The sequence below is a fragment of the Yoonia rosea genome, from assembly GCF_900156505.1.
Lineage (GTDB): Bacteria > Pseudomonadota > Alphaproteobacteria > Rhodobacterales > Rhodobacteraceae > Yoonia > Yoonia rosea.
Genome location: NZ_FTPR01000001.1, coordinates 1,866,963 through 1,891,634, shown reverse-complemented (window position 1 = coordinate 1,891,634; position 24,672 = coordinate 1,866,963). Strand labels below are relative to the sequence as shown.

At 58.0% G+C, this 24,672-nt stretch carries 26 protein-coding genes and 1 other RNA gene; 14 read left to right on the top strand and 13 right to left on the bottom strand.

The features are described 5' to 3' along the window. The first annotated feature begins 23 nt into the window (after positions 1 to 23). The 5 genes from B0B09_RS09420 to B0B09_RS09400 all read left to right on the top strand — a co-directional run bounded on the left by B0B09_RS09420 (position 24) and on the right by B0B09_RS09400 (position 3,659). Positions 24 to 599, top strand: a complete 576-nt coding sequence (locus B0B09_RS09420; RefSeq protein ID WP_076659338.1) for a DUF1285 domain-containing protein — start codon at positions 24 to 26, stop codon at positions 597 to 599. Positions 600 to 682: 83 nt separating this feature from the next. Then, positions 683 to 1,438, top strand: a complete 756-nt coding sequence (locus tag B0B09_RS09415) for a hydroxypyruvate isomerase family protein (protein WP_076659337.1) — start codon at positions 683 to 685, stop codon at positions 1,436 to 1,438. Positions 1,439 to 1,529: 91 nt separating this feature from the next. Further along, complete coding sequence (locus B0B09_RS09410) at positions 1,530 to 1,895, top strand: VOC family protein (protein WP_076659336.1); 366 nt, start codon at positions 1,530 to 1,532, stop codon at positions 1,893 to 1,895. Then, positions 1,896 to 2,579, top strand: coding sequence for a helix-turn-helix transcriptional regulator (locus B0B09_RS09405; protein WP_076659335.1), 684 nt, complete (start codon positions 1,896 to 1,898; stop codon positions 2,577 to 2,579). It abuts the gene before it with no gap. A 78-nt stretch (positions 2,580 to 2,657) separates the two neighbouring features. Next, positions 2,658 to 3,659 (top strand): serine hydrolase domain-containing protein, encoded by a 1,002-nt coding sequence (locus B0B09_RS09400; RefSeq protein WP_207552144.1) that lies wholly within the window; start codon positions 2,658 to 2,660, stop codon positions 3,657 to 3,659. A 33-nt stretch (positions 3,660 to 3,692) separates the two neighbouring features. Here B0B09_RS09400 and B0B09_RS09395 read toward each other — a convergent pair whose 3' ends face one another. From B0B09_RS09395 to B0B09_RS09385, 3 genes are all read right to left on the bottom strand, one after another. Next, positions 3,693 to 5,798, bottom strand: coding sequence for a vWA domain-containing protein (locus B0B09_RS09395; RefSeq protein ID WP_076659333.1), 2,106 nt, complete (start codon positions 5,796 to 5,798; stop codon positions 3,693 to 3,695). Continuing rightward, positions 5,795 to 6,361 carry an RNA polymerase sigma factor gene (locus B0B09_RS09390; protein WP_242654370.1) on the bottom strand — a complete coding sequence of 189 codons (567 nt, stop codon included), beginning with the start codon at positions 6,359 to 6,361 and terminating at the stop codon, positions 5,795 to 5,797. The genes B0B09_RS09395 and B0B09_RS09390 overlap by 4 nt, the downstream gene beginning before the upstream one ends. 84 nt (positions 6,362 to 6,445) lie before the next feature. Further along, positions 6,446 to 7,924: an NAD-dependent succinate-semialdehyde dehydrogenase gene (locus B0B09_RS09385; protein ID WP_076659332.1), complete on the bottom strand. Its 1,479-nt coding sequence runs from the start codon at positions 7,922 to 7,924 to the stop codon at positions 6,446 to 6,448. Positions 7,925 to 7,990: 66 nt separating this feature from the next. On the opposite strand from B0B09_RS09385, the gene B0B09_RS09380 reads away from it, so the two are divergent. Continuing rightward, positions 7,991 to 8,767 (top strand): hormone-sensitive lipase, encoded by a 777-nt coding sequence (locus B0B09_RS09380; protein ID WP_076659331.1) that lies wholly within the window; start codon positions 7,991 to 7,993, stop codon positions 8,765 to 8,767. A 108-nt stretch (positions 8,768 to 8,875) separates the two neighbouring features. Next, the gene (locus B0B09_RS09375) at positions 8,876 to 9,181 is read left to right on the top strand and encodes a hypothetical protein (RefSeq protein ID WP_076659885.1); all 306 of its coding nucleotides are present in this window, start codon (positions 8,876 to 8,878) and stop codon (positions 9,179 to 9,181) included. 62 nt (positions 9,182 to 9,243) lie between these two features. Here B0B09_RS09375 and B0B09_RS09370 read toward each other — a convergent pair whose 3' ends face one another. Beyond that, positions 9,244 to 9,873: a ribonuclease T2 family protein gene (locus B0B09_RS09370; protein ID WP_076659330.1), complete on the bottom strand. Its 630-nt coding sequence runs from the start codon at positions 9,871 to 9,873 to the stop codon at positions 9,244 to 9,246. Between the two features lie 137 nt (positions 9,874 to 10,010). Here B0B09_RS09370 and B0B09_RS09365 point away from each other — a divergent pair, with 137 nt between their 5' ends. Then, positions 10,011 to 10,763 (top strand): DUF1013 domain-containing protein, encoded by a 753-nt coding sequence (locus tag B0B09_RS09365; RefSeq protein ID WP_076659329.1) that lies wholly within the window; start codon positions 10,011 to 10,013, stop codon positions 10,761 to 10,763. A gap of 52 nt (positions 10,764 to 10,815) precedes the next feature. On the opposite strand, the gene B0B09_RS09360 is transcribed toward B0B09_RS09365, so the two are convergent. Continuing rightward, on the bottom strand, positions 10,816 to 11,436 hold the full coding sequence (locus tag B0B09_RS09360) for a class I SAM-dependent methyltransferase (RefSeq protein ID WP_076659328.1): 621 nt from the start codon (positions 11,434 to 11,436) through the stop codon (positions 10,816 to 10,818). A gap of 105 nt (positions 11,437 to 11,541) precedes the next feature. Between B0B09_RS09360 and B0B09_RS09355 the strand changes: the two genes are divergently transcribed. Beyond that, complete coding sequence (locus B0B09_RS09355; RefSeq protein WP_076659327.1) at positions 11,542 to 12,432, top strand: LysR family transcriptional regulator; 891 nt, start codon at positions 11,542 to 11,544, stop codon at positions 12,430 to 12,432. On the opposite strand, the gene recR is transcribed toward B0B09_RS09355, so the two are convergent. The 4 genes from recR to B0B09_RS09335 all read right to left on the bottom strand — a co-directional run bounded on the left by recR (position 12,429) and on the right by B0B09_RS09335 (position 15,592). After that, positions 12,429 to 13,022 carry a recombination mediator RecR gene (gene recR / locus B0B09_RS09350; protein WP_076659884.1) on the bottom strand — a complete coding sequence of 198 codons (594 nt, stop codon included), beginning with the start codon at positions 13,020 to 13,022 and terminating at the stop codon, positions 12,429 to 12,431. The genes B0B09_RS09355 and recR overlap by 4 nt on opposite strands. Before the next feature lie 79 nt (positions 13,023 to 13,101). After that, entirely contained in the window at positions 13,102 to 13,446 is a 345-nt protein-coding gene (locus tag B0B09_RS09345; protein ID WP_055294031.1) for a YbaB/EbfC family nucleoid-associated protein, read from the bottom strand. A gap of 11 nt (positions 13,447 to 13,457) precedes the next feature. Continuing rightward, the gene (locus tag B0B09_RS09340) at positions 13,458 to 13,862 is read right to left on the bottom strand and encodes a hypothetical protein (RefSeq protein WP_076659326.1); all 405 of its coding nucleotides are present in this window, start codon (positions 13,860 to 13,862) and stop codon (positions 13,458 to 13,460) included. After that, entirely contained in the window at positions 13,838 to 15,592 is a 1,755-nt protein-coding gene (locus B0B09_RS09335) for a DNA polymerase III subunit gamma/tau (RefSeq protein WP_076659325.1), read from the bottom strand. Before B0B09_RS09335 ends, B0B09_RS09340 begins: the two co-directional genes overlap by 25 nt. A gap of 292 nt (positions 15,593 to 15,884) precedes the next feature. On the opposite strand from B0B09_RS09335, the gene B0B09_RS09330 reads away from it, so the two are divergent. Continuing rightward, entirely contained in the window at positions 15,885 to 16,358 is a 474-nt protein-coding gene (locus B0B09_RS09330) for a protein-tyrosine phosphatase family protein (protein ID WP_076659883.1), read from the top strand. 18 nt (positions 16,359 to 16,376) lie between these two features. On the opposite strand, the gene rsgA is transcribed toward B0B09_RS09330, so the two are convergent. The 3 genes from rsgA to B0B09_RS09315 form a co-directional block, all read right to left on the bottom strand. Beyond that, on the bottom strand, positions 16,377 to 17,414 hold the full coding sequence (gene rsgA / locus B0B09_RS09325) for a ribosome small subunit-dependent GTPase A (RefSeq protein ID WP_084190770.1): 1,038 nt from the start codon (positions 17,412 to 17,414) through the stop codon (positions 16,377 to 16,379). A gap of 176 nt (positions 17,415 to 17,590) precedes the next feature. Next, positions 17,591 to 17,688: signal recognition particle sRNA small type (gene ffs, locus B0B09_RS09320), an RNA gene on the bottom strand. A 38-nt stretch (positions 17,689 to 17,726) separates the two neighbouring features. Then, positions 17,727 to 19,562: a bifunctional 2',3'-cyclic-nucleotide 2'-phosphodiesterase/3'-nucleotidase gene (locus B0B09_RS09315; RefSeq protein ID WP_076659324.1), complete on the bottom strand. Its 1,836-nt coding sequence runs from the start codon at positions 19,560 to 19,562 to the stop codon at positions 17,727 to 17,729. Positions 19,563 to 19,652: 90 nt separating this feature from the next. Here B0B09_RS09315 and nudC point away from each other — a divergent pair, with 90 nt between their 5' ends. Further along, on the top strand, positions 19,653 to 20,600 hold the full coding sequence (gene nudC / locus B0B09_RS09310) for an NAD(+) diphosphatase (protein ID WP_076659323.1): 948 nt from the start codon (positions 19,653 to 19,655) through the stop codon (positions 20,598 to 20,600). Positions 20,601 to 20,621: 21 nt separating this feature from the next. Further along, positions 20,622 to 21,086: an SRPBCC family protein gene (locus tag B0B09_RS09305; protein WP_076659322.1), complete on the top strand. Its 465-nt coding sequence runs from the start codon at positions 20,622 to 20,624 to the stop codon at positions 21,084 to 21,086. 13 nt (positions 21,087 to 21,099) lie between these two features. On the opposite strand, the gene B0B09_RS09300 is transcribed toward B0B09_RS09305, so the two are convergent. Continuing rightward, entirely contained in the window at positions 21,100 to 21,954 is an 855-nt protein-coding gene (locus B0B09_RS09300; protein WP_076659881.1) for a prephenate dehydratase, read from the bottom strand. A gap of 108 nt (positions 21,955 to 22,062) precedes the next feature. On the opposite strand from B0B09_RS09300, the gene B0B09_RS09295 reads away from it, so the two are divergent. Together B0B09_RS09295 and B0B09_RS09290 are read left to right on the top strand one after the other, a co-directional pair. After that, positions 22,063 to 22,587, top strand: a complete 525-nt coding sequence (locus tag B0B09_RS09295) for a c-type cytochrome (protein ID WP_207552143.1) — start codon at positions 22,063 to 22,065, stop codon at positions 22,585 to 22,587. A gap of 164 nt (positions 22,588 to 22,751) precedes the next feature. Next, complete coding sequence (locus B0B09_RS09290) at positions 22,752 to 24,668, top strand: extracellular solute-binding protein (RefSeq protein WP_076659321.1); 1,917 nt, start codon at positions 22,752 to 22,754, stop codon at positions 24,666 to 24,668. Positions 24,669 to 24,672 lie beyond the last annotated feature (4 nt).

The window sequence follows — 24,672 nt, the reverse complement described above, 5'->3', positions numbered from 1 at the left end:
CATCACACCCAATGGCAAAAATAATGACCACACAAAAGATTGTGACTCCCTCCGCAGAGAGCCTAGCAAGTAGCGCCCGTGCTGTCCAAAAAGGCGGTTTGCCACCGGTTCATCTTTGGAATCCGCCCCATTGCGGCGATATCGACATGCGGATCGCCCGTGATGGAACGTGGTTTTACATGGGAACGCCCATTGGCCGACACGAACTTGTGAGGCTGTTTTCAACGATTCTGCGCCGCGACGGTGATGATTACGTTCTGGTGACCCCCGTTGAGAAAGTGGGGATCACTGTCGATGACGCGCCATTTGTCGCGGTCGATTTCAACCGGCGTGGCGATGGTCTGGAATTTGAAACCAATGTGGGCGACCGGATGATTGCCGGACCAGAGCACCCGATCCGCGTGGTGCGCGACCCTGAGACTGGCGAGCCTTCGCCCTATGTTTTGGTGCGCGCGAACCTTGAGGCGCTAATTGACCGCAAGTCTTTCTACCGTTTGGTGGAAATCGGTGAGCATGCGGATCATGAAGGCGAAGAGTGGTTCGGGGTGACGTCGGAGGGGATGTTCTTTCCGATCATTCCAGCGGCTGAATTGGAGTAGGCGACAGGTCGCCATCCTCTTGCAAAGCGGCACTTGATTGGCTCTTGTGAGCGCATAGGCCGACCATCAGGAGGGAATGTCAGATGCCAAAATTCTGCGCGAATCTAACGTGGCTTTTTACCGAACTGGATTTTCTGGACCGCTTTGCAGTGGCCAAGGACGCCGGCTTTGACGCGGTCGAGGTGCTGTTTCCATATGACGTGAATGCCCAAGAGATTGTTGATGCGTTACGCAGAAATGATTTGCAGTTGGCGCTGATCAATTGCCCGCCCCCCAATTACACTGGCGGTCCGCAAGGATTTGCAGCCATCCCCGGATTGGAAGAGCGGTTCAAAAAGGACTTTGGCCGCGCGTTGCGTTATGCGCAAACGCTGGGGGCAAGGCATCTGCATATCATGGCAGGCGTAGCCGAAGGGGCGGCGGCAAAAGAGACCTTCATCAATAACCTGCGCTGGGCGGCAGCCGAGGCACCTGCGCAAAGCCTGACGATTGAGCCCATCAACAATGACACGATGCCGGGCTATTTCTTGAATGACTTTGATCTTGGCCGCGAGATTGTCACAACGATTGATGCGCCGAACCTGAGACTGCAATTCGACACATTCCATGCCGCCAGGATCACCGGTGATGTATTGGGCACATGGGAGGCGATGCGCGATATCACTGCCCATGTGCAGGTGGCCCAAATGCCGGATCGCGGTGAGCCGGATCAGGGCGAGATTGATTATCCCGCCTTCTTCGCGCTGCTGGATGCCCAGGGCTATGCTGGTTGGGTTTCGGGCGAATACAAGCCGCGCCAGACGACCGAGGAAGGTCTGGGGTGGCTTGCGGGGGCGTAATTTTCCACCCCTCCTGAAAACCTACTGACACAACGCTGTCAGCAGGGGTATGTTCAAAGATGTCCATCAACCGCAATCAAGGAGATGAGACATGACAAAACGCACAATTATGGCTTGGGGCGAAATACCGGTCACTGACATGGAAAAGGCCGTCGCTTTTTACAACGAGGTCTTTGGGTATCAGATGGAAATCGACCATTCCGGTCCGAACCCCATTGCTGTGCTGGGCAGTTTCGAGGACAGCGCAGGCGCGCATCTTTATCCCGGGATACCTGCCGCAGATGGGGGCAATACAATCCATATCGCGATTGAAGGTACGCTTGAAGACGGGATCGCGCGTTGCCAAAGCGCCGGTGGAGAGATTGTCAGCCCGCCGATCACGATCCCCGATGGGCGCTTTGCCTATGCCAAAGACCTTGACGGCAATTCCATCGGTCTGTTCGAGGCTGCGCAATAAATGCGCCGCGCCGACCGTCTTTTCCAGATATTGCAGTATCTGCGGGGCGGTCGGCTGACCACAGCGGCGCAACTGGCCGAAAAGCTCGAAGTGACGCCGCGCACGATTTATCGGGATGTGGCACATTTGATCGGCTCTGGTGTCCCGATCGAAGGCGAAGCCGGGGTCGGCTATCTAATGCGTGACGGATATGATCTGCCACCTTTGATGTTCACCCAAGAAGAGATTGTCGCACTGGTTTCAGGCGCACGGATTTTGCAAAGCTGGGGCGGCACCAAAATGGCAGAAGCCGCGCAAGAGGCATTAATCAAGATTGATGCCGTCCTGCCCGAGACTGCGCGCAGACAGGTCGGTCAGGTCAACGTGCATGTCTTGGATGGTGCAGAACAGCGTGGCCAATGGCGCGATTATCTGGACCGGTTCGAGGCCGCCTCTGAGGCGCATATCCGATTGCAGATGAACTACAGCGATGAGGCGGGCAATAAGACCGCAAGAACAGTGCGGCCTTTGGGCGTTTGGTTCTGGGGCAAAGTCTGGACGGCTGTGTGCTGGTGCGAATTGCGCGAAGGCTTTCGCATGTTTCGTCTGGACCGTATTTCGGCCTTGCAGGAACTGGACCGGTTTCGGCCTGAAAAGCACCAGACCCTTCGCGCGTTTTACGAGAGCGAAGCCTATCGCTGCTGAGTGCACGGGAATGTTAGTGGCGGTTTTTGACAGATGCATTAGCTACCCTGATACTGATTTGAAGGGTTTGTAATCGTGATGAAACGGCGGAAATTTTTGGCGGGCGGGCTCGCAAGCTTGGCAACGCCCATGCTGGCGCAACCAAATGTCTGGGCACCCGTTCTGGACGCGGGGCGCGCGCTTGACCAATTCCACGCTGTAATGATCCGGCAATCTGGCCAGACTATGCTGCGTGAGCGGTTTCGCGGTCCGGGGCTGGAGCGCGCGGTGCCGATCAAGTCGGTCTCGAAGACAGTTGTTGCGGCCTTGACCGGTGCTGCGCTGGATCGCGGTGAATTGCCCGGCATCAATGCGCGGCTGGGCGATGTCGCTCCCGGTTTGATCCCGCGCGGTGCTGATCCGCGTGTGGCAGGGATCACCGTTGAAAATCTGGTGACGATGCAGGCCGGACTGGAGCGTACCTCAGGGCAGAACTATGGTGGCTGGGTGAACAGCAGCAACTGGGTCGCAAACGCGCTCGGCCGTCCTTTCGTGGCCGAACCCGGAGCACGCATGCTTTATTCGACCGGTTCGTTTCACATTCTAGGGGCCGTGTTGTCAGAGGTCTCGGGTCAGTCGCTCTTGTCGCTGGCGCGGGAGCGGTTGGGCGCACCTTTGGGCATTGATATCCCCGCTTGGACGCGGGACCCGCAGGGTCGCTATCTGGGGGGCAATGAAATGGCCCTCACGCTGGATGCGATGGTCCGCTTCGGCGAGATGTACCGGCTAAACGGCCAGTTCGGCGGCGCGCAGGTGCTCAGTTCCGATTGGGTGGCGCGGTCGTTGCAGCGACGTACACAATCACTCTTCTCCGGGCTGGATTACGGTTATGGCTGGTTCTTGGGAACCGGTGCAGGCGTCGGCTATGCGCTGGCGCGGGGCTATGGTGGGCAGATTATCTGTGTCGCCCCGCAGGTCGCGCTGACCTTGGCGATTACCTCTGATCCACTGCGGCCAGCGCGCAGTGGTGGATATTTCGGTGATTTGCAGCGCCTGATCGAGCAGCAAGTCCTGCCGCTTGCGCTGGCGCAGATGGGGTGATGATGTAAGGTGGATCAAGATCCACCTTACTTTTCATTCAGCGCGCGACAGGCTTTCGGCCAAGCGCATCAATTGCACAGCTTCCGTGCGATAGCCAAAGGCATCCGCGCCGCGATTAGCCGCAGCAAGTGTGATCGCATCCGCGTAGCCCCAATCGCCCAAATGGTTGTCACCGCGCAAGAGCTGTCCGAAACCTGCAATCGCAGCCGCAAAATTCGCCTCTGTCCCTGGTGTACCATTTTCGGTGATTGGCGTTTCAAGCAATTGGCTCAAATCCTCGCCGGGTGCTTTGTAGCGCAGTTTCAGAAATCCGAGCTCGTCTGACGTCTCAGCCACCGTGCTCGGGGCGTAGCGCAGCGGATCACTTAATTGTGCCGGGCTGCCGACGGGTGTGACCTCGTAGATTGCTGTGACAGCATGGCCTGCGCCCAGCTCGCCCGCATCCACCGCATCATTATTGAAATCTTCACGCCGCAGCGCCCGCGTCTCATAGCCGATCAAACGGTACTCGGCGACTTGGGCAGGGTTGAATTCGACCTGCACTTTGACATCACCGGCAATCGGAAACAGCGCACCTGAGAGTTGGTCGACCAGCACCTTTTGTGCCTCTGACAGCGTGTCGATATAGGCCGCCGTGCCGTTCCCGTTCTGGGCCAGCGCCTGCATAGTGGCGTCATCCAGATTGCCGCGTCCGAAACCCAGAACGCTGAGATACGTCCCTGTTTCGCGGCGATCCGCGATAAAGCCTTTCAGCGCATCCGGATTATCGATGCCGACATTGAAATCGCCGTCAGTTGCAAGAATGATGCGGCTGACTTCACCAGCCTCTGCCATGGTGTCCGCGACCGCATAGGCCTGTTCCAAGCCGCCTTGCCCGTTGGTTGCCCCCCCCGCACCGAGCGATTGGAGCGCTTGCAAGATCGTCGTGCGTTCGGATGCGTTGGTGGGCGCCAGTACCTGACCTGCGCTGCCTGCATATTCCACGATGGCGACCTGATCTTGCGGGCGCAATTGGTCAAGCATCAGGCGGAAAGACTGCTTCAGCAGCGGCAGTTTTGCCGGATCATCCATCGAGCCGGATGTGTCGATAAGAAACACCAGGTTCAAGGGAGGCCGCGCGGTCATCTCGGGCAACCGCCCTTGCAAAGCGATATGCACGAGCTGCGTGTTTGCATTCCACGGCGTCTGGAATGTCGTCACGGTCGGACGGAAGGGCGCTTCGCCTGCGTCGGGTGTCGGATAATCATAAGGGAAATAATTGATCATCTCTTCAATGCGCACAGCTTCGCGTGGCGGCAATTGACCACGTGACAGAGAGGACCGCACAAGCGCATAGCTCGCGGTATCAACATCTATCGAGAATGTCGAAACCGGTTCCTCGGCGGTGATTTTGAGCGGGCTTGCTGCAGTGTTGGCAAAGCTCTCGGTCGACGGGGCAGGAGAAACCATGGCATCGTCCGGTTGCGGCGAAGGCGTTACAACAATGCGTTCCGGGGCCAAGCCGCGCATTGCCGGTTCTTCGCTTTGCATCGGGGCCACGCGTGATGTTTGCATGGTTGTCGCCGCGATGGCCTGACGTTCAATTGCGCCTGCGGTTACTTCGGCCTCTTGCGCAAGCAGTTCATCCGCGTCTGCTGTAATTTGTGGCAAGGCCTTGGTGACAGGGCGTGACTGATCTGCAAGGCTGAAGTCCTGTGCCAGATCGAAAGCCGGAGCAGTCAAAGCCTCTGGTTGCTGTGGCGCAACTGCCTCCGTTTGAGTGGTTGCTCCGGTTGCGGGGTCCGACATTGTCATTGGCGGGGCCGCAATACCATCAAGCTCGGTCACAGTGATCTGGGGCGCAGATGGCGGGCGCAGCAGGTCCTGACCTTGCGGTGTCAGAAATAAAAATCCGCAGGCAACTAGGGCGGTCGTTGTGGTCAATCCTGCGGGCGAGGTTATGGTATTCAGCATCGTCTTCACTCCTGTCCAAAGGCCCTTCGGCCCGGCTACAGCAGTGGGACGCACTTCATCGCGTGATCCTTGGAGGGCGGCAAAGTTTTCTTTTGCCAGCGCGATATTTTCGGCGCGTCGCGCCGCATCAGGGCGCGGGGTTGCCTGATCCATCATCGCTTTGAGGTCATTCAGGTCATCGGTCATACCATGTCCTCCTGTTCCTTGATGGCGCGCAGGGCTTTTTTTGCTTCAGAGATGCGCCAGCTGACTGTCCCTTCCGGGATTTGCAGCACCTCTGCCGCCTGCGCGTGGGTCATATCGTCAAGCACAAGTGCCAGCGTGTCGCGCAGATCGTCGGAGAGTGTGTTCATCGCAGCGGTCAGCCAGTCCAGTTTGTCGGTGGTATCTGCAATGGCAGCGGTGCGGTTCACTTCCCAGTCGCCCCAGCCTGTTGTCGCCTTGGCATAGGTCGCGCGCTTGCGTCGCCGGTCGTGGGCGGCGTTCACGGCGACGCGGTAGAGCCAGGTGGTGACTTTGGCGCGGCGCCCGTAGCTGGCGAGCTTTGCGGGCAGTGCGGCGCAGATGTCCTGCGTCAGGTCCTCGGCCTCGGTGCGTGATCCGGTCAGCCGGAAGCAGAATGCAAAGAGGCGATCATAATGGCGATCAAGCAGGCTCGCGAAGGCCGCCCCGTCGCCGGCGGCGGCTGCATCTGCCAGGTCTTCATCGCTTGTCATCATACGCATCACGGTGGTTTGACGCGCGCGCATGGTCAATCCTTGGTGAGTGGTTGGATATTTTTGCAAATGCGTGGTTTGCGGTAAGGTGGATCAAGATCCACCTTACTTTCCGGCTCACACACCGGTGCAAATATACTTCAGTTCAAGATAGTCTTCGATCCCGTGGTGTGATCCTTCGCGGCCCAGCCCTGACTGTTTCACGCCACCAAAAGGTGCGACCTCGTTTGAGATGATGCCGGTGTTCACGCCCACAATCCCGTATTCCAGCGCTTCGGCCACTTTGGTCACGCGGCTGAGGTCCTTGGCATAGAAATACGAAGCAAGGCCAAAGATCGTGTCATTGGCCAGCGCGATCACATCATCCTCGTCTTCAAACTTGAAAAGCGGGGCGAAGGGGCCGAAGGTCTCGTCTGTGCTGACCAGCATCTCTTTGGTCGCGTTGGTGACAATCGTGGGTTCAAAGAACTGCCCGCCCAGATCATGTGGCTTGCCGCCGGTCAGAATTTGACCACCTTTCGAGAGCGCATCCGCGAGGTGTTCCTGAACCTTGGTGAGAGCCTTGGGTTCAATCAGCGGGCCCAGTGTTATCCCTTCGCTCATGCCGTCGCCCACGCGCAGCGCTTCCACCGCAACCTTGAACTTGGCAGCGAAGGCATCATAGACGCCGGCCTGCACATAGATGCGGTTGGCACAGACGCAGGTCTGGCCGTTGTTGCGGAACTTGCAGGCGATGGCCCCTTCGACAGCGGCATCAAGATCGGCGTCATCAAAGACGATGAAAGGCGCGTTGCCGCCTAATTCCATCGAACATTTCATCACTTGATCGGCGGCCTGCGCCAACAGGATACGGCCCACTTGCGTTGATCCGGTGAAGGTCAGTTTGCGCACCGCGGGGATGTCGCAGAACGCCTTGCCGATGGCAGGGGCATCGGTAGAGGTGATGACCGAGAACAGCCCGTCCGGCACGCCTGCCTCTTGCGCCAGCTTCGCCATGGCGAGCGCTGACAGTGGGGTCAATTCGGAGGGCTTGATGACAAAGGCACATCCTGCAGCCAGTGCAGGGGCCACTTTGCGGGCGATCATCGCGTTGGGGAAGTTCCACGGGGTGATCCCCGCTGCCACGCCAATTGGCTGTTTGATGACGGTAATCCGTTTGTCCGCCATGTGCCCGGGGATGGTTTCGCCGTAAACGCGCTTGGCCTCTTCTGCGAACCACTCCACGAAAGACGCGCCATAGGCGATCTCGCCGCGCGCCTCGGTCAGCGGTTTGCCTTGTTCGGCGGTCATGATGATGGCGAGGTCTTCTTGGTGCTTGATCATCAGATCAAACCATTTGCGCAATATGTTTGCGCGTTCTTTGGCCGCGCGTGCGGCCCAAGGCTTGCGTGCGGCATCGGCTGCTGCGACCGCTTTTTCCACCTCTGCGACCGACAGGTCAGGGACTCTTGCAATCACATCGCCGCGCGCAGGGTTGATCACGTCAAAGGTCTTGCCGTCCGCTGCTTTCACCCATTCACCTGCGACAAGCGTGTCTTCGCAAAGCAGATCAGGACGTGACAACATGGATTTCAGGTTCGTCATTTCGTCAAGCATGGTGGCCTCCTATCGGTTTCAGCGCTATCTGAACCATGCAGGCTGGTGCCGTAAAGGGGGGAAGTGATGGAATTGGACGAGGCATATGCGAATGCGGCCTATATTCCGGGTGGCGACACTTATCCCGCGCGCTGGGCAAAGGCCGCGGCCAGCTTTCGCGAAAAGACATTGTGTGAACTTGATCTGCCCTACGGCGAAAGCGCGCGCCAGAAGCTTGATCTGTTTCATCCACCCCGCCTTGCCAAAGGATTGGTGGTCTTTGTTCACGGTGGCTATTGGTTGATGTCGGACAAATCTGATTGGTCGCATCTGGCAGCAGGCCCGCTTGCGCAGGGGTGGGCCGTCGCCATGCCGTCCTACGATCTTTGTCCTGCGGTCCGTATCACGGACATCGGCAATCAAATCGCCGCTGCAATCGCCTTTGCTGCCGGCCGCGTCCTTGGGCCGATCCGGCTGACCGGGCATTCTGCGGGGGGTCAACTGGTGGCGCGGATGACAGCAAGACGCAGCGGTGCGCGTTGGCAGGCACGGGTTGCGAAAGTCGTGCCGATTTCGCCCTTGGGTGATCTGGCACCTTTGATGCTGACATCCATGAATGCCGATCTCAAACTGGATACGGCAGAGGTTCTGGCTGAAAGCCCGATCTACCTGCCCAAGCCGCAGATGCCCGTGACGGTCTGGGTGGGGGCGGATGAAAGGCCAGCTTTTCTGGAGCAATCGCGCATTCTGGCGCGCGCATGGACCTGCGAGCGGATTGTCGCGCCGGACCGCCATCATTTCGATGTGATCGAACCGCTATGTGATCCTGACAGTGCGCTGACGGCCGCGTTGCTGGCGCCGTAGCCAATTGGACAGTCCTGTGTCGGTAGACCTAAAGCTGATCTCAACTTATAACCGCATAAAGTTGATATGTATGGCGCGATTCGCGCGAGAAATTGGGTGGTTTTGAATATGAATATTTTGCGCGGCGCAGTTGCAATCTTGATCGCGATGACTTTGGTCGCATGCGAGCGTTCCGGTGATGACAACAATGTGACAGATGGCGGCGTCGACGGCGGTTTTCTGCGGGACGGCGTGGCAAATGTGTGGATTGATCCGGACGGCTGCCAGCACTGGTACATCGACGACGGGATTGAAGGGTATATGACCCCCCGCCTGAACCGTGACGGTACACCAAAGTGTCAGGATTCCCGCGGCGAGATTACCTTGAAAGACGGCAGCCGTGTCGCGTCTGAGCCGGAACCAAGCAATAGCTGACCCCGCCAGATCCAGACGAGACAGCTGTTTAGGCACTGCATTTGCAGTGCCTTTTCTTTTGGCTAGCGCATCGGATCAAACTGCGCGCTGGTCATCGAGCAATCACGGATGACGTCCCGCCCGCAATCGCGAAACTCCAGATCACGCGTCAGACAAATCCGCGCCTCTTGAATGTAGCCTGATTTGCAGGTGATCGTGATCTGGTCGGCTTCTAGCGCTGCATTTTCCTTCAGAAACGCCTCTTCGATCAACGATGCGGGCAGTGTTACTTGGCGCGTCAAGGCGCGAAACACTTCGGGGCGATTAATGCGGCCAAAAGCTTCGCGCGAGAGGGCAAAGTAATCCTCGGACGACAATCCCGAACAGACCCCGTGTTTGCGCCATTGATGCCAGGCAAGTCCCGATGTCCCCATGATATCCGCCATGGCCGCGGTATCGCTGCGACTGGGGGATCTTTCGCTGGTCGGACAGTTTGCCGGATAGCCGTTTTCATATTGCGGCCAGAGCCCGTGCAGAATCCAGCCGAAGTCCGCTTCGGCATCACACTGGGGCGACCCGCGCGCGTCACCTTCCAGTGCGCACCAGTTTGCCGACCAGGACAAAGACATGACGTAGTAGTCAAAGTCACCCGCGCGGTCTTGGGCAGAGAGTGGGGATGCCATAAAGCAAAGCAGGGCAAGTAGACGTTGCATTTTGATCTTTCCAAATTTCGTCAGCTTTACTATATACCCTGCAAGTTCCCCGACAATGCGAACCCGGCTGTTACCACAGTCTGCCCAGATCAAGGGCGCGGGAAAGGCTTGTCTGCTGATAAGATGGAGATGAAAAGATGTCCGATAAACCGATTATGGCCAAAGCCACCGCTGTTTGGCTTTGCGACAATACAACGCTGACCTTCAAGCAGATTGCCGAGTTCTGCGGTTTCCACGAACTGGAAGTGCAAGGCATTGCAGACGGTGATGTGGCGACAGGTGTCAAAGGATTTGACCCGATTGCCAATAACCAGTTGACCCAAGAAGAGCTGGATAAAGCCGAAGCTGATCCCAAGCATAAGCTGAAACTGAAGTTTTACGCCGCTGCTGCCGGTGAGGAAAAGCGCCGGGGCCCGCGTTACACACCGCTGTCCAAGCGTCAGGATCGCCCCGCGTCCATTTATTGGCTGGTGAAGTTCCACCCGGAATTGACAGATGGTCAGATTTCCAAACTGGTTGGCACAACCAAGCCAACCATTCAGGCGATCCGCGAGCGCACGCATTGGAACATCAACAACCTTGACCCGATTGATCCGGTCGCTTTGGGGCTGTGCAAACAGTCCGAACTGGATGCTGCCGTGCAAAAGGCCAACGCCAAGAAGGCCAAAGAAGGCGCAGCGATGACCGATGACGAGCGCCGCAAGCTGGTCAGCACCGAGCAGTCGTTGGGTATGCCCGCCGAGCCGAAGATGCCAAGCGCGATGGCGGGACTTGAGACATTCAGCCTGTCTGATCCCCGTGGCGAGGAAGAGGAAGAAGACAACCGCGATGTTTCCGACGCGGACAGCTTCTTCAACCTGCCCGACGATGCCGACGATAAGGACGACTAGGCCAACAAGCAAAAAAGGGCGCCCCGAAACGGAAGGCGCCCTTTTTCGCTATTTATGATGGTTTGCGGGCCACAATGAACCGTGCTGACCTGTTTGCGCCGAAGTATCCCGTTTCGACCACGTCGAAACCTGCTTCGCGCACAGCTTTTTCCAGCCGGGCCGCGTCAAAAACCAGAACATGCGGCGCTTTGCCGATCATCTGCATCACTTTGATCATAGGTCTGACCAGCATATTCATATCTGCCAGGCAGGCGGTCTTGGAGATAAAGTAGCCACCCGGTTTGATCTGATTGCGCAAATGCAGCAGTGTTTGGTCAATGTCATCGACAAGGTGCAACAGGCTAAAGGCGCAGGCCGCATCGAATGGCGCGTCGGCCATAGCTGCGTTGATCTCTGATTCCACAAAGTCGATATTTTGCGGCCCGTCGCCCGTGATCTTGCTTTGTGCGATCGCAATCATGTTGCCTGATATGTCCGTGGCCGTGATCCGCCTGACAAAAGGTGCCAGTTTGATTGCCGTGCTGCCCGTGCCGCAGCCCACTTCAAGCAGGTGATCCTGTGCCGTCAGATAGCTGCGTGCGCGCGCGAGCGTTTCTTCATAGGCGGCAATGTCCTTTATGGGCGACGCCGCGTATTTCTTTGCAGCTTTGTTCCAAAACGCGGCGGTGGCCATTGGCGTGGTTCCTTTGTCTGTTATGCAATACCCGTTGCCGCAGCTTACATATACGCAAATCTGTTATAAATTGCCTAAATACGTGGTTCAGATATACATAAATGCATGAACTGGCAGGCTGTCTCATTTGACTGGAACCAAATTCGCGCATTTCTGGCGACCGCCGAGGAAGGCTCGCTGAGTGCTGCTGCGCGGGCGTTGCGCACAACCCAGCCAACGATCGGCCGGCAGGTCAGCGCGTTGGAGCGTGATCTGGGTGTGACCTTGTTTGAACGTTCAGGCCGGTCATTGGTCATGACTTCGGCGGGCCATGATCTTTTGGAACATGTGCAGGCGATGGGCGATGCCGCCAGCCGGATTTCGATGGTTGCATCAGGGCAGTCGCGCGATGTCGCAGGTCACGTTTCGATCACGGCGAGCGATTTGCTTGCCGCGGGTTTTTTAGTGCCGGTTCTGAAAAAGCTGCGGCAGGACGCACCCGGGATTATCGTTGATGTTGTCGCCTCGAACCGGCTCGAAAACCTGACACGGCGTGACGCCGATATAGCCATTCGCCATGTGCGTCCCGACCAGCCCGACCTGATCGCCAGACAGCTTCGGGATGCAAGGGCCGTCTATTATGCCTCTGCCGATTACCTCGCCGAATATGGCAGGCCGCAGACTGAGGCCGACCTTGCGAAACATGTTTTTATTGGCCCACGCGATACCACCCAGATGCTGGCATTCATGCAGGACCGCGGCGTCACAATTTCCCCGGATCAGTTCAAGGCAAATTCGGACAGCGGGGTGGTGATGTGGGAGATGATGCGTGCGGGTCTCGGGATTATGGTGGGGCCTGACAGGTTCTGGCCGCATGTGGACGGTGTCGAAACACTGCTGTCTGATGCGCCGCCGATCACCTTTCCGGTGTGGATCGTAACCCACCGTGAACTGCGGACAAGCCGCCGGATCAGGATTGTTTTTGATGCCTTGGTGCAGGCCCTTGGTGGTGATTAAAGCGCCTTGCGCGCGTTCAGCGCTGCCGTAATCGTGCCGTCGTCCAGATAGTCAAGCTCACCACCTACAGGCACACCTTGGGCCAGAGAGGTGACTGTGATGCCGGGCAATTGATCGGCGATGTAATGTGCGGTCGTTTGCCCGTCGATCGTGGCACCCAAGGCAAGGATTACCTCGGTCACATTCTCGGTCTTGATCCGGTCGATCAGCTTAGGGATGCGCAATTCCTCCGGCCCGATAGCATCGAGGGCAGAGAGTGTGCCGCCCAGCACATGGTAGCGCCCCTTGAAGACTTGGGACCGTTCCATCGCCCATAGATCGGCCACATCCTCGACAACGGCGATCTGTCCTGTGGCACGTTTCTCGGAATTGCAAATCTCGCAAATATCCGTTGTGCAGACATTACCGCAGTTCAGGCATTCGCGCACCGTTGCCCCGACCCTTTGCATTGCATCGGCCAAGGGCAACAGCACCAGAGACCGCTTCTTGATCAGATGCAGCACAGCGCGCCGCGCAGACCGGGGGCCAAGCCCCGGCAGCTTGGCCATCAGTGCGATCAGATTATCGAGGTCTTCGGTACCGTTTGTCATGGTGCTCACATCAGCCGCGAACAAATTTCGCGAAATTTGTTCTGGCGGCCTGAGAATTTTTGCCAAAAATTCTCGGGCTTCAGAAAGGCAGGTTCATGCCCGGTGGAAGACCCAGGCCTTCTGTCAGTTTGCTCATTTCTTCCTGCGCGCGCGCGGTCGCTTTGCCCTGTGCATCTTTGATCGCCGCCAAAATCAGGTCTTCGACGACTTCCTTGTCGTCGCCGTTGAAGATCGACGGATCAATATCGAGCCCCTTGAGCTCACCTTTGGCGGTTGCGGTGGCTTTCACAAGACCCGCACCGCTGACGCCCTCGACCATGATGTTTTCAAGGTCTTCCTGCATCTGGGCCATTTTGCCCTGCATTTCCTGCGCCTGTTTCATCATCTTGGCCATGTCGCCAAGGCCACCAAGTCCTTTGAGCATCTAGCGATCTCCTATTCTCTTTTGTCGCGTTTCAATGGCGCAGTGTAGAGCACGACACCGATACACACCAGTGCGGCAAAGAGGATGAAAAGCGTGGAATTTCCGATGCAGCCTTCGCTCATTGCAAGCGCGCGCGTGTCACCTGTGCTGCCCCATCCCGTGGCAAGAAAGGTCGAGAGGCTCCAGCCGACAACAACGACAAGCCCGCCCCATTCACTGCGAAACCGCACGGCAAGGGCGGTGGCGATGATCAGGATCAGCACAATGGGCGTTTGCAAAAGGAACAGCAGTTCGCCCAAAGCCGTGACTGGGACACCGTCCCAGCCGGGGCGTTGCTGGGTGCAGACCTCGGCCCATGCGGGCAGGGGTGCCGCAAGAGCAGCCGCACAGATCAGTCCTCGTCGAACGGGTCCCATTCTTCTTCCACTTCGGGCAGCGCGTCTTCCAATGCGTGCTGCGCTTTTTCGGCCTCGGTCCGGATTTCGGTGATCTTGGCTTTGGGAAATGCCGCGATGACCGCTTTGACCAAAGGGTGGTCTTGCGCCTCTTGCAGGATCGCGTTTTCGGCCGCATCCCGTGTTTCGGCGATTGTCGGTCCGCCACCGTCGGCGACGCTGATCGCCCAGCGATTGCCGGTCCATGCTTGCAACCGCGCGCCCAGACGCCCCACCAGATCCCGTGCGGCGTCAGGCGTCGGGTTCACCTCGATCCGGCCCGGCTGATAGCTGACAAGACGCAGGCCGGTTTCGACTTCAACCAGCAGTTTGACATCACGGTGGGTGCGGATCAGTTCGACGACATCCTCGAAGCGCGCGTAGTGCTGAAGCGCGTCCGCGTCCAAAGCGCGCGCTGTTTGCGCTCCCGATGCTGACGGCCCGCCGGGGCTGGCATGGGTGGGGGCCGGCGTGCTGCTGATCGCTTGGGTGCTGCCACCTTGCGGGGCAGGGCGCCCACCCGACGGGCCGCCGCCACCGCCCGCGGGTGGTGTGGCGTCCTGAAGCTTGCGCACCAGTTCTTCGGGGCTGGGCAGATCAGCCACATGGGTCAGCCGGATCACCGCCATTTCGGCCGCCATCATGGCGTTGGGGGCGATGGCCACTTCTTCCAGTGCCTTGAGCAGCATCTGCCACATCCGCGACAGCACCCGCATGGGCAGACTGGCGGCCATGGCCTGACCGCGTGTGCGCTCATCTGGCCCAATCGTGGGGTCTTCGGCGGCCTCGGGCGTAATCTTGATGACGCTGATCCAGTGGCACACTTCAGCCAGATCGCGCAGCACCGCCATCGGGTCGGCGCCGTCGGCATATTGGCCGGACAATTCGGTCAGGGCGGCTGCCGCCTCGCCGCGCAGGATCATGTCAAAAAGATCAAGGACGCGCCCACGATCCGCCAGCCCCAGCATCGCACGGACCTGATCGGCGGTGGTTTCTCCCGCGCCATGGCTGATGGCCTGATCCAGCAGCGATTGCGCATCGCGGGCTGACCCTTCGGCAGCACGGGTGATCAGCGCGAGTGCCTCATCGGTGATCTCGGCCCCCTCGGCGGTCGCAATTTTGCGCAGCAGGGCAATTTGCGTTTCCGGCTCGATCCGCCGCAGGTCAAAGCGCTGGCAGCGGGACAGGACGGTGACAGGCACCTGCCTGATCTCGGTCGTGGCAAAGATGAATTTGACATGCTCGGGCGGTTCTTCCAGTGTCTTCAACAGCGCATTGAACGCGTTCTTCGACAGCATGTGCACTTCGTCGATGATGTAGATCTTAAAGCGGGCCGAGGCCGCGCGGTAATGGACCGAATCGATGATTTCGCGAATGTCGCCCACGCCTGTACGTGAGGCAGCGTCCATTTCCATCACGTCGACATGACGGCCTTCCATGATCGCCACGCAATGTTCGCATTGTCCGCAGGGTTCGGTTGTCGGCCCGCCCGTGCCGTCAGGGCCGATACAGTTCATGCCCTTGGCGATAATCCGTGCAGTGGTTGTTTTACCGGTGCCGCGGATGCCGGTCATGATAAAGGCCTGCGCGATCCGGTCTGCGGCAAAGGCGTTCTTCAGAGTGCGTACCATCGCATCCTGCCCCACCATATCGGCAAAGGTTTCAGGCCGATATTTGCGGGCGAGCACTTGGTATTGGGGCTGATCGGACATGGCGGCCTTTGAAAAGGATTCGGACGTTCGGACAGACTAGGGGCAGGGCCCCCTAAGGTCTACCACATCAAAGCGGCGAAAGACTGTTCCGTGCTCCAAGGCAGGCAACGGTCAAAGTGTTGGCAGGTTTGCGTCATTGTTTAGGGCCAGTGGATGGCCGCCGCACGATAGCAGCATTCAACACAGGATATGCGATTTTCACTTGTTCGGTTTTAACGCTTATGGTCTTCCCTTGTGGCAACGGCGCCAGATTGGCGGACTTTCTGCAGGTATTTTTTCTTATAAGGCCAAGATGCTCGAATTTGTCATTCATAGCCTGCCTGTGGCGGGCGGCACCTTGGCGATCACGCCCATGCCCGGCAGGACGCGGCATTATTACACGGATTGGCTGCGCCTGATGGATTGGCGCCCTGATCTGGTCCTGACGATGACAACGCAGGCCGAGTTGGATCGCAAAGGGGCGGGGACGTTGGGCGCCGACCTTGCCAATGCAGGGATCGGCTGGCTGCATTTGCCGGTGGCGGATTTCGGTGTGCCAACAGGGATGGATTGGCCAGCGGTGCGCGATGCGGTTCTGGGCACGCTGCGCAGCGGCGGTCGCGTGTTGGTGCATTGTTTTGGCGGCTGCGGCCGGTCGGGGATGATGGTGCTGCGGTTGATGATTGCGGCGGGCGAAGATGCGGATACGGCCTTGGCACGGTTGCGGGCCGTGCGCCCATGTGCTGTGGAAACGGATCCGCAGTTGGATTGGGCGTATCAGGGGTAAGGTGGATCTTGATCCACCTTACGTGTTGCGCGGTTTCTTCTTGATCGCCGACTTCACCATCTTGCCAAACTTCCGCGACCGATCCCGCGCTTGCGCAATTGTCTCGGTCGCCTGTTCGTTTTCGCGTTTCAGCTTCTTGAAGCGCTTGAGGCGTTCAGGGTCAACCTGGCCTGCGGCAATACCCGCCTGTACGGCACAGCCCGGCTCGCTCTCATGTGCGCAATCGCGGAACTTACAGGTGGCGGCCAGTTCCGATATCTCGGGAAATGTCGCGTCGATGCCATAGGCCACCTCTGCCACGCCAAGGCCGCGCATCCCCGGAGTGTCGATCAGCCAGCCACCCGTCGCCATCCGGTGCAGTGACCGCCCGGTGGTCGTGTGCCGACCGCGCGCGTCATCCTCGCGGATGGCCTGTGTTGCGGCATTGCCGCCGGTCAATGCGTTCGCAAGGGTGGTTTTGCCCACGCCGGATGACCCCGCGAGTGCAACGGTCTGCCCTTTTCCACACCAAGGGGCCAGAACAGCCGGAACGTCATCGTTCTTCGCATCCAGCGCGACGACTTCCAGATTGCGTCCCAAGCTGCGCGCCTGATCGACGTAGCTATCAGGATCATCGGTCTGGTCGGCCTTGGTCAACAGGATCACTGGCGTGATCATCGCATCATGGGCAAGCGCCAGATACCGCTCAAGCCGTGCGGGATTGAAATCGTTGTTGCATGATGAGGTGATGAACAGCGTATCAAGATTGGCTGCGATCAGTTGCTTCTCGCCGGTGTGATATTCGGTGCCGCGTGTCAGTTCGGTTTTGCGATCCAGGATCCGCACGAGCCTGTGCTGTTCCGGCGCGCAAAGCACCCAATCGCCCACGCCGACTTCTGCTGTGGTGATGCCAGGATCAAGTGTCAGTTCAAGTGTGCCGATATCGGAAAAGCCCACGACGCGGTCGCGGTGGACTGTGGCAATACGTGCAGGGGTGAGTGCGTCCAGCTCATCTATTTCGAGCTGGGACATATAGAAAGGCGACCAGCCAAGGGCGTCGCGTGTCAAAACAGTCAATGATCAGTCCTCGTCAAAGGGAAGAAAGACGCTGGCGGTTGAAACCTGCCAGCAGCAACCGGACGAGGGGGCGGAAATGCCTTCAGCGCACCCGAGCCGGGAGAGTGTTTTTTGCGACAATCATAAACATCCTCCTTTGCTGGATGGGTTTGCCTTGAATTTGCTGCGCAAATCAAAGGTGAGAGGCTGACAACGACCCAAGCGGGGCTCGTTATGGCTGCTTCCTTCCGGACCTGACCAGGTTGGCGAGGCGCTCGCCCGCGCCAACCTCTCAACGTCGATATAGGGCTGTTTGCGCCGTTCCGCAAGACTTCAGAAGGTGATGCGATACCGCGCACGGCCATCTGCATCCTGCCGGATATAGGTGATCGGACCCGTGATGTGATCCCGCGCTTGCGGTGCACTGACAAATGCTGCGGCGGTGTTCGGGATTGGCGCGAAAGCCCAGTTTTGGCAAGGCTTTGCCGTCACCGATCCTATGGCTTTAAGGTCTTTGATCAAGATATCGCGGAGTGTTTGCCGGGACGTATAGACGATGTCATCGGCTGCGATCTGTGGAAAACCGCCGCCGCCTTTTGCACGAAAGCTGTTGGTGGCCACAATGAAAACATCGTCATCTTCTACGGTTTGGTCTTGAAAGCGCATCTGCACGATACGGCTTGCATTTGGATTTATCTCTCGCCCTTGGGTGTCAAAGCGCGCGGGTTGCGTGAGGTCGATCTGGTAGGACAGTCCAAAGATCGCATCGCAGTTATAGCCGGCGCTTTGCGGGCTTATCAGCGGCTGATTGCAGAGGCCCGGTTGCATCCGGTTGTAATGCGCGGCTGCACGTTCCAGCCAGAGCCGCAGTTGTTTCCCTGTGCGGCGCACTGCGCAAAGATGATCCGCGAAGGGGAAAATTGCGGCGACATCGCGCAAGGTGATTGGACCGACGGGAATGTCGATGTAATGCCCGAGCCCGCTCCGCCCGCCAAACCGGTATGACGATGTTGCAGCCAGAACGGGCGGGTGCGCGCCCTCGAGCGCTGCGTTGGTTGCCCGTTGCATGGCCTGCGCCATGAGTTGCTGACTGAAGTCCGGCTGAAGCGTCGCAAAATAGCTCGTGATGGGCACGGTTGTGTTCACCACCGGTTCTTGCATCTGCGCAACGGTTGCGACGTGAGGTGTCGCCACAAGGGCGCGCAGGTCTTGGCGTAGTTTGCTCTCTGGGCCTTTGCGCAATGAAGCCCTTTCAACCCGCGTTTGATGATCTGTAATCTGCCAGCCGCCCTGCGCGCGGCGCAGGGTGAGTTCGATCACGCCGAATGATTGCGCACCAAATCCCGCCATCACTGCCGGTTTGCCGTGCAGGCGACCGCCCGCGTAATCGGCGGGCCCGTCTGTGGCGATGGTTGCATCGGGAAAGACCTCATGGGTATGGCCCAGCAAAAGCGCGTCGATGCCCGCAACTTGTGCCAGAGGTAGTGCTGCGTTTTCCAAATGTGGGATATCCTCCGCCAAACCGATACCTGAGTGGCAAAGGGCCACAATGATATCTGCACCGGCGGCTTTGACTTGCGGGACGATGTCCTGCGCGGCTCGGCGGATATCGGTTGCGTTGAGCGCTGGATTGCCTGCGTCGGCAAACTGGGGTGGGGCGAAACCGATGACTCCAATCTTGATGGGGTGCCTGATGCCGTCATCGCAAGGAATATCACGCTCCAAAATCGTAAACGGCTTTACCAGATCATCCCCGTGAAAGGCCGGCACATTGGTGCAGACCACAGGAAAACTTGCCTTTGCCAGTACGGACTTGAGAAAGACAGGCCCATAGTCGAACTCATGGTTGCCAAGGGTTATGGCATCGTATTGCAACATATCCAGTGCCGCGATGATCGGGTGGGTCTGATCGGGCGCCAGAGTTTGTGCCAGATAATCCGCCAACGGATTCCCCTGAATAAGATCGCCGTTGTCACAAAGGATTGTCGTGACCAAAGGATCGTCTCGCAACGCTGCTATCTGGTCTGCCAGCTTGACTAATCCGGTGGTCGGGTCCTGTCGATCTGCAAAATAATCATAGTCCAGCAATTGCATGTGGAGGTCTGTCGTCTCGAGCAAACGCAATTGCCCTGACGGAGACTGCACGGTTGAGGAAAAAGGTGTCTTCATAGCACAACCTTAGCGGGAAATATTTGGACTGCTACAAGATACGGTCGGAAAAAAATTGTAGTTACGCAAGGTCCATGGCATTTCGGCGCAATGAAGATTGCAGAAACGGTTACATTTGGCGGATCGGGCCTTGATCGGGCCGCAGAATTGCGCGGTCAGGCGGATCAGTTGCGGGGGCAGCGCGATGCGCGCGCGATTCTGATGTGGCGCGGCAAACCGATGGTTATGGGTGATACCTTGGTGCGTCTCCCCCTTGATCACGCAGCGATGGTGGATGCGGCGGCAGATATGATCCTGTTGGGTCGCGACAATGGCGCGTTGGTGTTCGCTGCAGATTTTTCGGCGTGGACGCCGGACAATCTGGATACCGAGACACTGAACACCTTTCTTGACCCGTCCGAGCAGCAGCATCCAGCCGTTCCGGACGCCGCCTTTGCGGAGCTTCGCGCGATCATGACCCGCCTGTCGCCCCGGGATGCCGAACTTGCCGCGACAGCCAAGGCGGTGATGGATTGGCACAGGTCGCACAGGTTCTGCGCGCGGTGCGGGGCCGAGAGTGCAATGGCAATGGGTGGCTGGCAGCGCAATTGCGCGGCCTGTGGCGGACATCATTTTCCGCGCACCGATCCGGTCGTCATCATGTTGATCACCCACGGCAATGCCGTGTTGGTCGGCCGATCACCGGGATGGCCCGAGGGGATGTATTCCTTGCTGGCGGGCTTTGTGGAACCGGGCGAAACCATTGAGGCGGCAGTGCGCCGCGAGGTCTTTGAGGAAGCCGGCGTGCGTGTAGGAGCAGTATCCTATTTGGCAAGCCAGCCTTGGCCGTTTCCGGCCTCGTTGATGTTCGGCTGTGCGGGTGTCGCGCTGAACAAAGATATCACGATTGACCCAGACGAAATCGAAGATGCCATGTGGGTCACGCGCGAGGAGATGGCCGAGGCCTTTGCGGGTAACCACCCCAAGCTTTTGCCTGCGCGCAAAGGGGCGATTGCGCATTTCCTGCTACAGGCATGGCTTTCGGACCGGCTGGATTAAAACGAGGCGAAGGAGACCCCGATGAAGTTAAGCACGCGCGAAGATATCGAGGCGCCAATCGCTTATGTTTACGGGCGCGTCAGCGACTTTGCCGGGTTTGAGCGCCGCGCCTTGCGTCAGGGGATCCAAGTAAAGCGACGGTCGGACACGGCGCCCGAGGTCGGCACGATCTGGGACATCGCATTCGATTTTCGCGGACGGGCCCGCAAGGTACAGGCGGAACTGACCACGCTTGAGGTGGATCAGGCGATCGTGGTCGAAAGCCAGTCGGACGGGCTGATCGCCTATACAGAGATTGAACTGATTGCGCTGTCTGCCACGCGGACCCGTCTGATTGCGTCGTTTGACTTGAAGGCCAAGACATTGACGGCGCGTCTTCTACTGCAATCGCTTAAGTTGGCAAAAACCAAGCTGACCAAGCGGTTCAAGGCCCGCGTGCTTGATTATGCCGAAACTGTCGAGGATGATTACCGACGCGGGCAGTGATCTGCCTGTTGCGCTACGCCCCGCTGGCAACCTTTTCGTGCCGTCTTGCCGCAGCGGGGTAGACCCCCATCACCAGCAGATGGTCGGTAAAATAGCCAAGCTCTTCCATGGCAAGCTGGACATTGGCGTCGTCGAGATGCCCTTCGATTTCAGCATAGAATTGCGTTGCCGTGAATTCGCCGCCCACCATATAGCTTTCCAGCTTGGTCATGTTGACGCCATTCGTGGCAAAACCACCCATCGCCTTGTAAAGTGCTGCAGGAATGTTGCGTACGCGGAACACAAAGCTGGTCATCATCCCCGAGGTGCCGCGGCGGGTATAGTCGGGGTCGCGTGCCATGATCAAAAACCGCGTGGTGTTGCGTGCATGATCCTCGATGTGGCGGGCAAGAACCTTGAGCCCGTAAATTTCCGCCGCAAGCTCTGAGGCCAGCGCAGCGATATTACGGTTATCACCTGTCGCAACCTCGCGCGCTGCGCGGGCGTTGTCTGTGCTGGTGCGTGGTGTAATCCCGTTTGCGCGCAAGAACTCCCCGCACTGTGGCAGGATCACAGGGTGTCCGTGGGCCTCTTTGATATCGCCAAGCGACGCATCCTGTTTGCCAAGCAGATTGATATGCACCCGCACGAAGGTTTCATCCACGATATGCAGACCGCTTTCCGGCAAGAGCGAGTGGACGTCTGCCACACGGCCGTAGGTCGAATTCTCGACGGCGATCATGCCGAGATCGGCCGCACCATGACGCACGGCGTCGATCGCAGCCTCAAAAGTGGCGCATGGCAGGGGGTCATAGTCCGGCCGCGCGGTCACGCAGGCCTCGTGCCCATAGGCACCCAATTCACCCTGAAATGCGATTTTCTGCGACATCGGTGTAATCTCTGTGCTGTTTCCCTCAAAAAGAGGCATTCGGTCGCGTCTCTATACCTTGCAACCTAGTGTGGGAAGCGGATAGATACCGACGAAACTTTCTACTGAATGGAACGCGACATGTTCGACACAATGACAACGACCAAAATTATCGGCGGTCTATGCAGCACTTTCCTCGTTTTCTTGCTGGGGGCGTGGTTGGCCGAAGAAATTTATCACAGCGGCGGCCACTACGGAGAGCAAGCCTATGTGATCGAGGTCGAAGACGCTGATGGCGACGAAGTTGAAGTTGTCGAAGAGGTTCCATTCTCGGTGGTCTATGCATCAGCGAGTGCCACAGATGGTGAAGCATTGTGGCGCGGGTGCCGGTCTTGCCACGCGCTTGAACCCGGCCAGCATGGTACAGGCCCCGCGCTTTACGGTGTCGTGAACCGTCCGGTCCAGTTTTATGATGATTTCAACTACTCTGGCGCACTGGCCGAAGCGACCGATGTTTGGAGCCCTGAAGCGTTGAATGCCTTCCTCGAAAACCCACGCGGTTACGCACCGGGCACAGCGATGAGCTATAATGGTATGCGCGATGTCGAAGACCGCGCAAACCTGATTGCCTATCTCGCAACGATCGGCGGCTGATTTCCAAACCGCGCATACATCAAGGCCGTCCGCTGGGGCGGCCTTTTTTCTTAGAATATTTCAATTTTGTCATCGCGCGTTCACACAAACGCAACTTGAAACTTTGCCAAACTCTCCATTTACTTCATCTATAAAGACAAGAAGCTTAAAAACCGGAGAAACTGATGCAGAAGACAATCCGTTCAGGCGCCCAAACAAAGGTTCATGCGAAACCTGCACATGTGCTTCAAACATGGGCCATCGGATCTATCATCAGCATCGCGGCGCTTTTGTCCGCTACCGAGGTTTTTGCCGACGCGCATCAGGTCATCATCGAAAGCCATGGTTTTAACGAATATGGTGATCTCAAATACGGACCCGGCTTTGTCCATCTTGACTATGTGAACCCCGATGCACCACTCGGTGGCGAGATCAGTATCTCGACCGTGGGCTCTTTCGACAGCATGAACCCTTTCGCGACATTGACAGGGTCGCCGGGGGGGCTTTCATCTATCATGTTTGAACGGATTATGGATGTGACCTCGGACGAGGTGGGGTCGTACTACTGCGTGCTCTGTACCACGCTGGAATATCCCGAAGACATGTCTTGGGTCATTTTTAACCTGCGTGATGATGTCTTCTTTTCGGACGGCACCCAGATGACGGCACATGACATCATCCATACGCATGAGCTATTTCGCGAACAGGGCACACCTTCGATCCAGATCGGCCTTCAGCAGCTCGTGACCGACTATGAGGCTTTGGACGATTTCACGGTAAAGTTCAGCTTCTCTTCCGATGCACCGATCCGCGCCCGCATCCCGCAAATGGGATCTGCACTTGCCATGTCCAAAGCATGGTTCGAAGAAACCGGTGCACGTCTGGACGAGTCGCGACTCGAGGTCTCACCCGGTACGGGCGAATATATGATCGGTGAAGTCGATCCGGGACGCCAGATTATCTATGTGCGCAATCCGGATTATTGGGGGGCTAACGCGCCGATGAATGTCGGGCGTGGCAACTACGACAGCATCCGGATCGAGTATTTCGCCGATAGCTCTGCTGCTTTCGAGGCCTTCAAGGCGGGCGAGTTTACCTTCCGTCAGGAAAACTCATCGATCAACTGGGCCACGGCCTATGATTTCCCTGCGCTTGATCAGGGATGGGTTGTGCGCGAAGAATTGGACGACGGCACCTTGCCCGGTGCCACGGGTTTTGTGTTCAACATGGATCGTGAAAAATTCGCCGACCGCAACGTGCGGCGGGCCATCGGGCTTGTTTACAACTTCACATGGACCAACGACACGCTGCAATACGGGCTTTTCCAGCAGCGCGAAAGCTTTTGGGAAAACGACCGGCTCAAGGCTGTGGGCCTGCCGCAGGGGCGCGAACTGGAAATCCTGGAAGGGCTGCGCGACGTGCTGCCCGATGCGATTTTCACCGAAGATGCGGTTTTGCCCCATACCTCGGGCGACAGACCGCTTGACCGTGGCAACCTGCGCGCCGCGTTGGCGCTGATGGAAGAGGCGGGCTGGACCTCGGACGCGGACGGGCTGTTGCGCGATGCCGATGGCAATACGCTGGATGTCGAGTTTCTGGAAACCCGCCAATCCTTTGACCGTATCATCAACCCCTATATCGAAAACCTGCGCCGTCTGGGCGTGAACGTGACCTACAACCGTGTTGACCCGTCACAGTATCAGGCGCGGCGTCAGGCCAAAGATTATGACATGATTTTTGGCGGCTACAGCAGTGGTTTGCAGGAAGGCACAGGGTTTTCCCAGCGCTATGGTTGTGAAGACAAGGATGATGTCTTTAACCCCGCCGCCTATTGTACCGAGGCGATCGACCGTATCGGTGAAATGATCCCCGAAGCCGCAGACTATGATGAAATGGCCGCCTTGATCCGGGCCGCTGACCGGATCATGCGTTATGATTATTTCATCGTGCCGGCGTGGTATCTGGGCAAGAACTGGGTCGCCTATTACGACTTTTATGAATACCCCGAGAACCTGCCGGAATTCGGGTTGGGCCATCTGGATTACTGGTGGATCAATCAGGATAAATATAACGATCTTGTCGCCGCCGGCGCGTTTCAATAAGCGA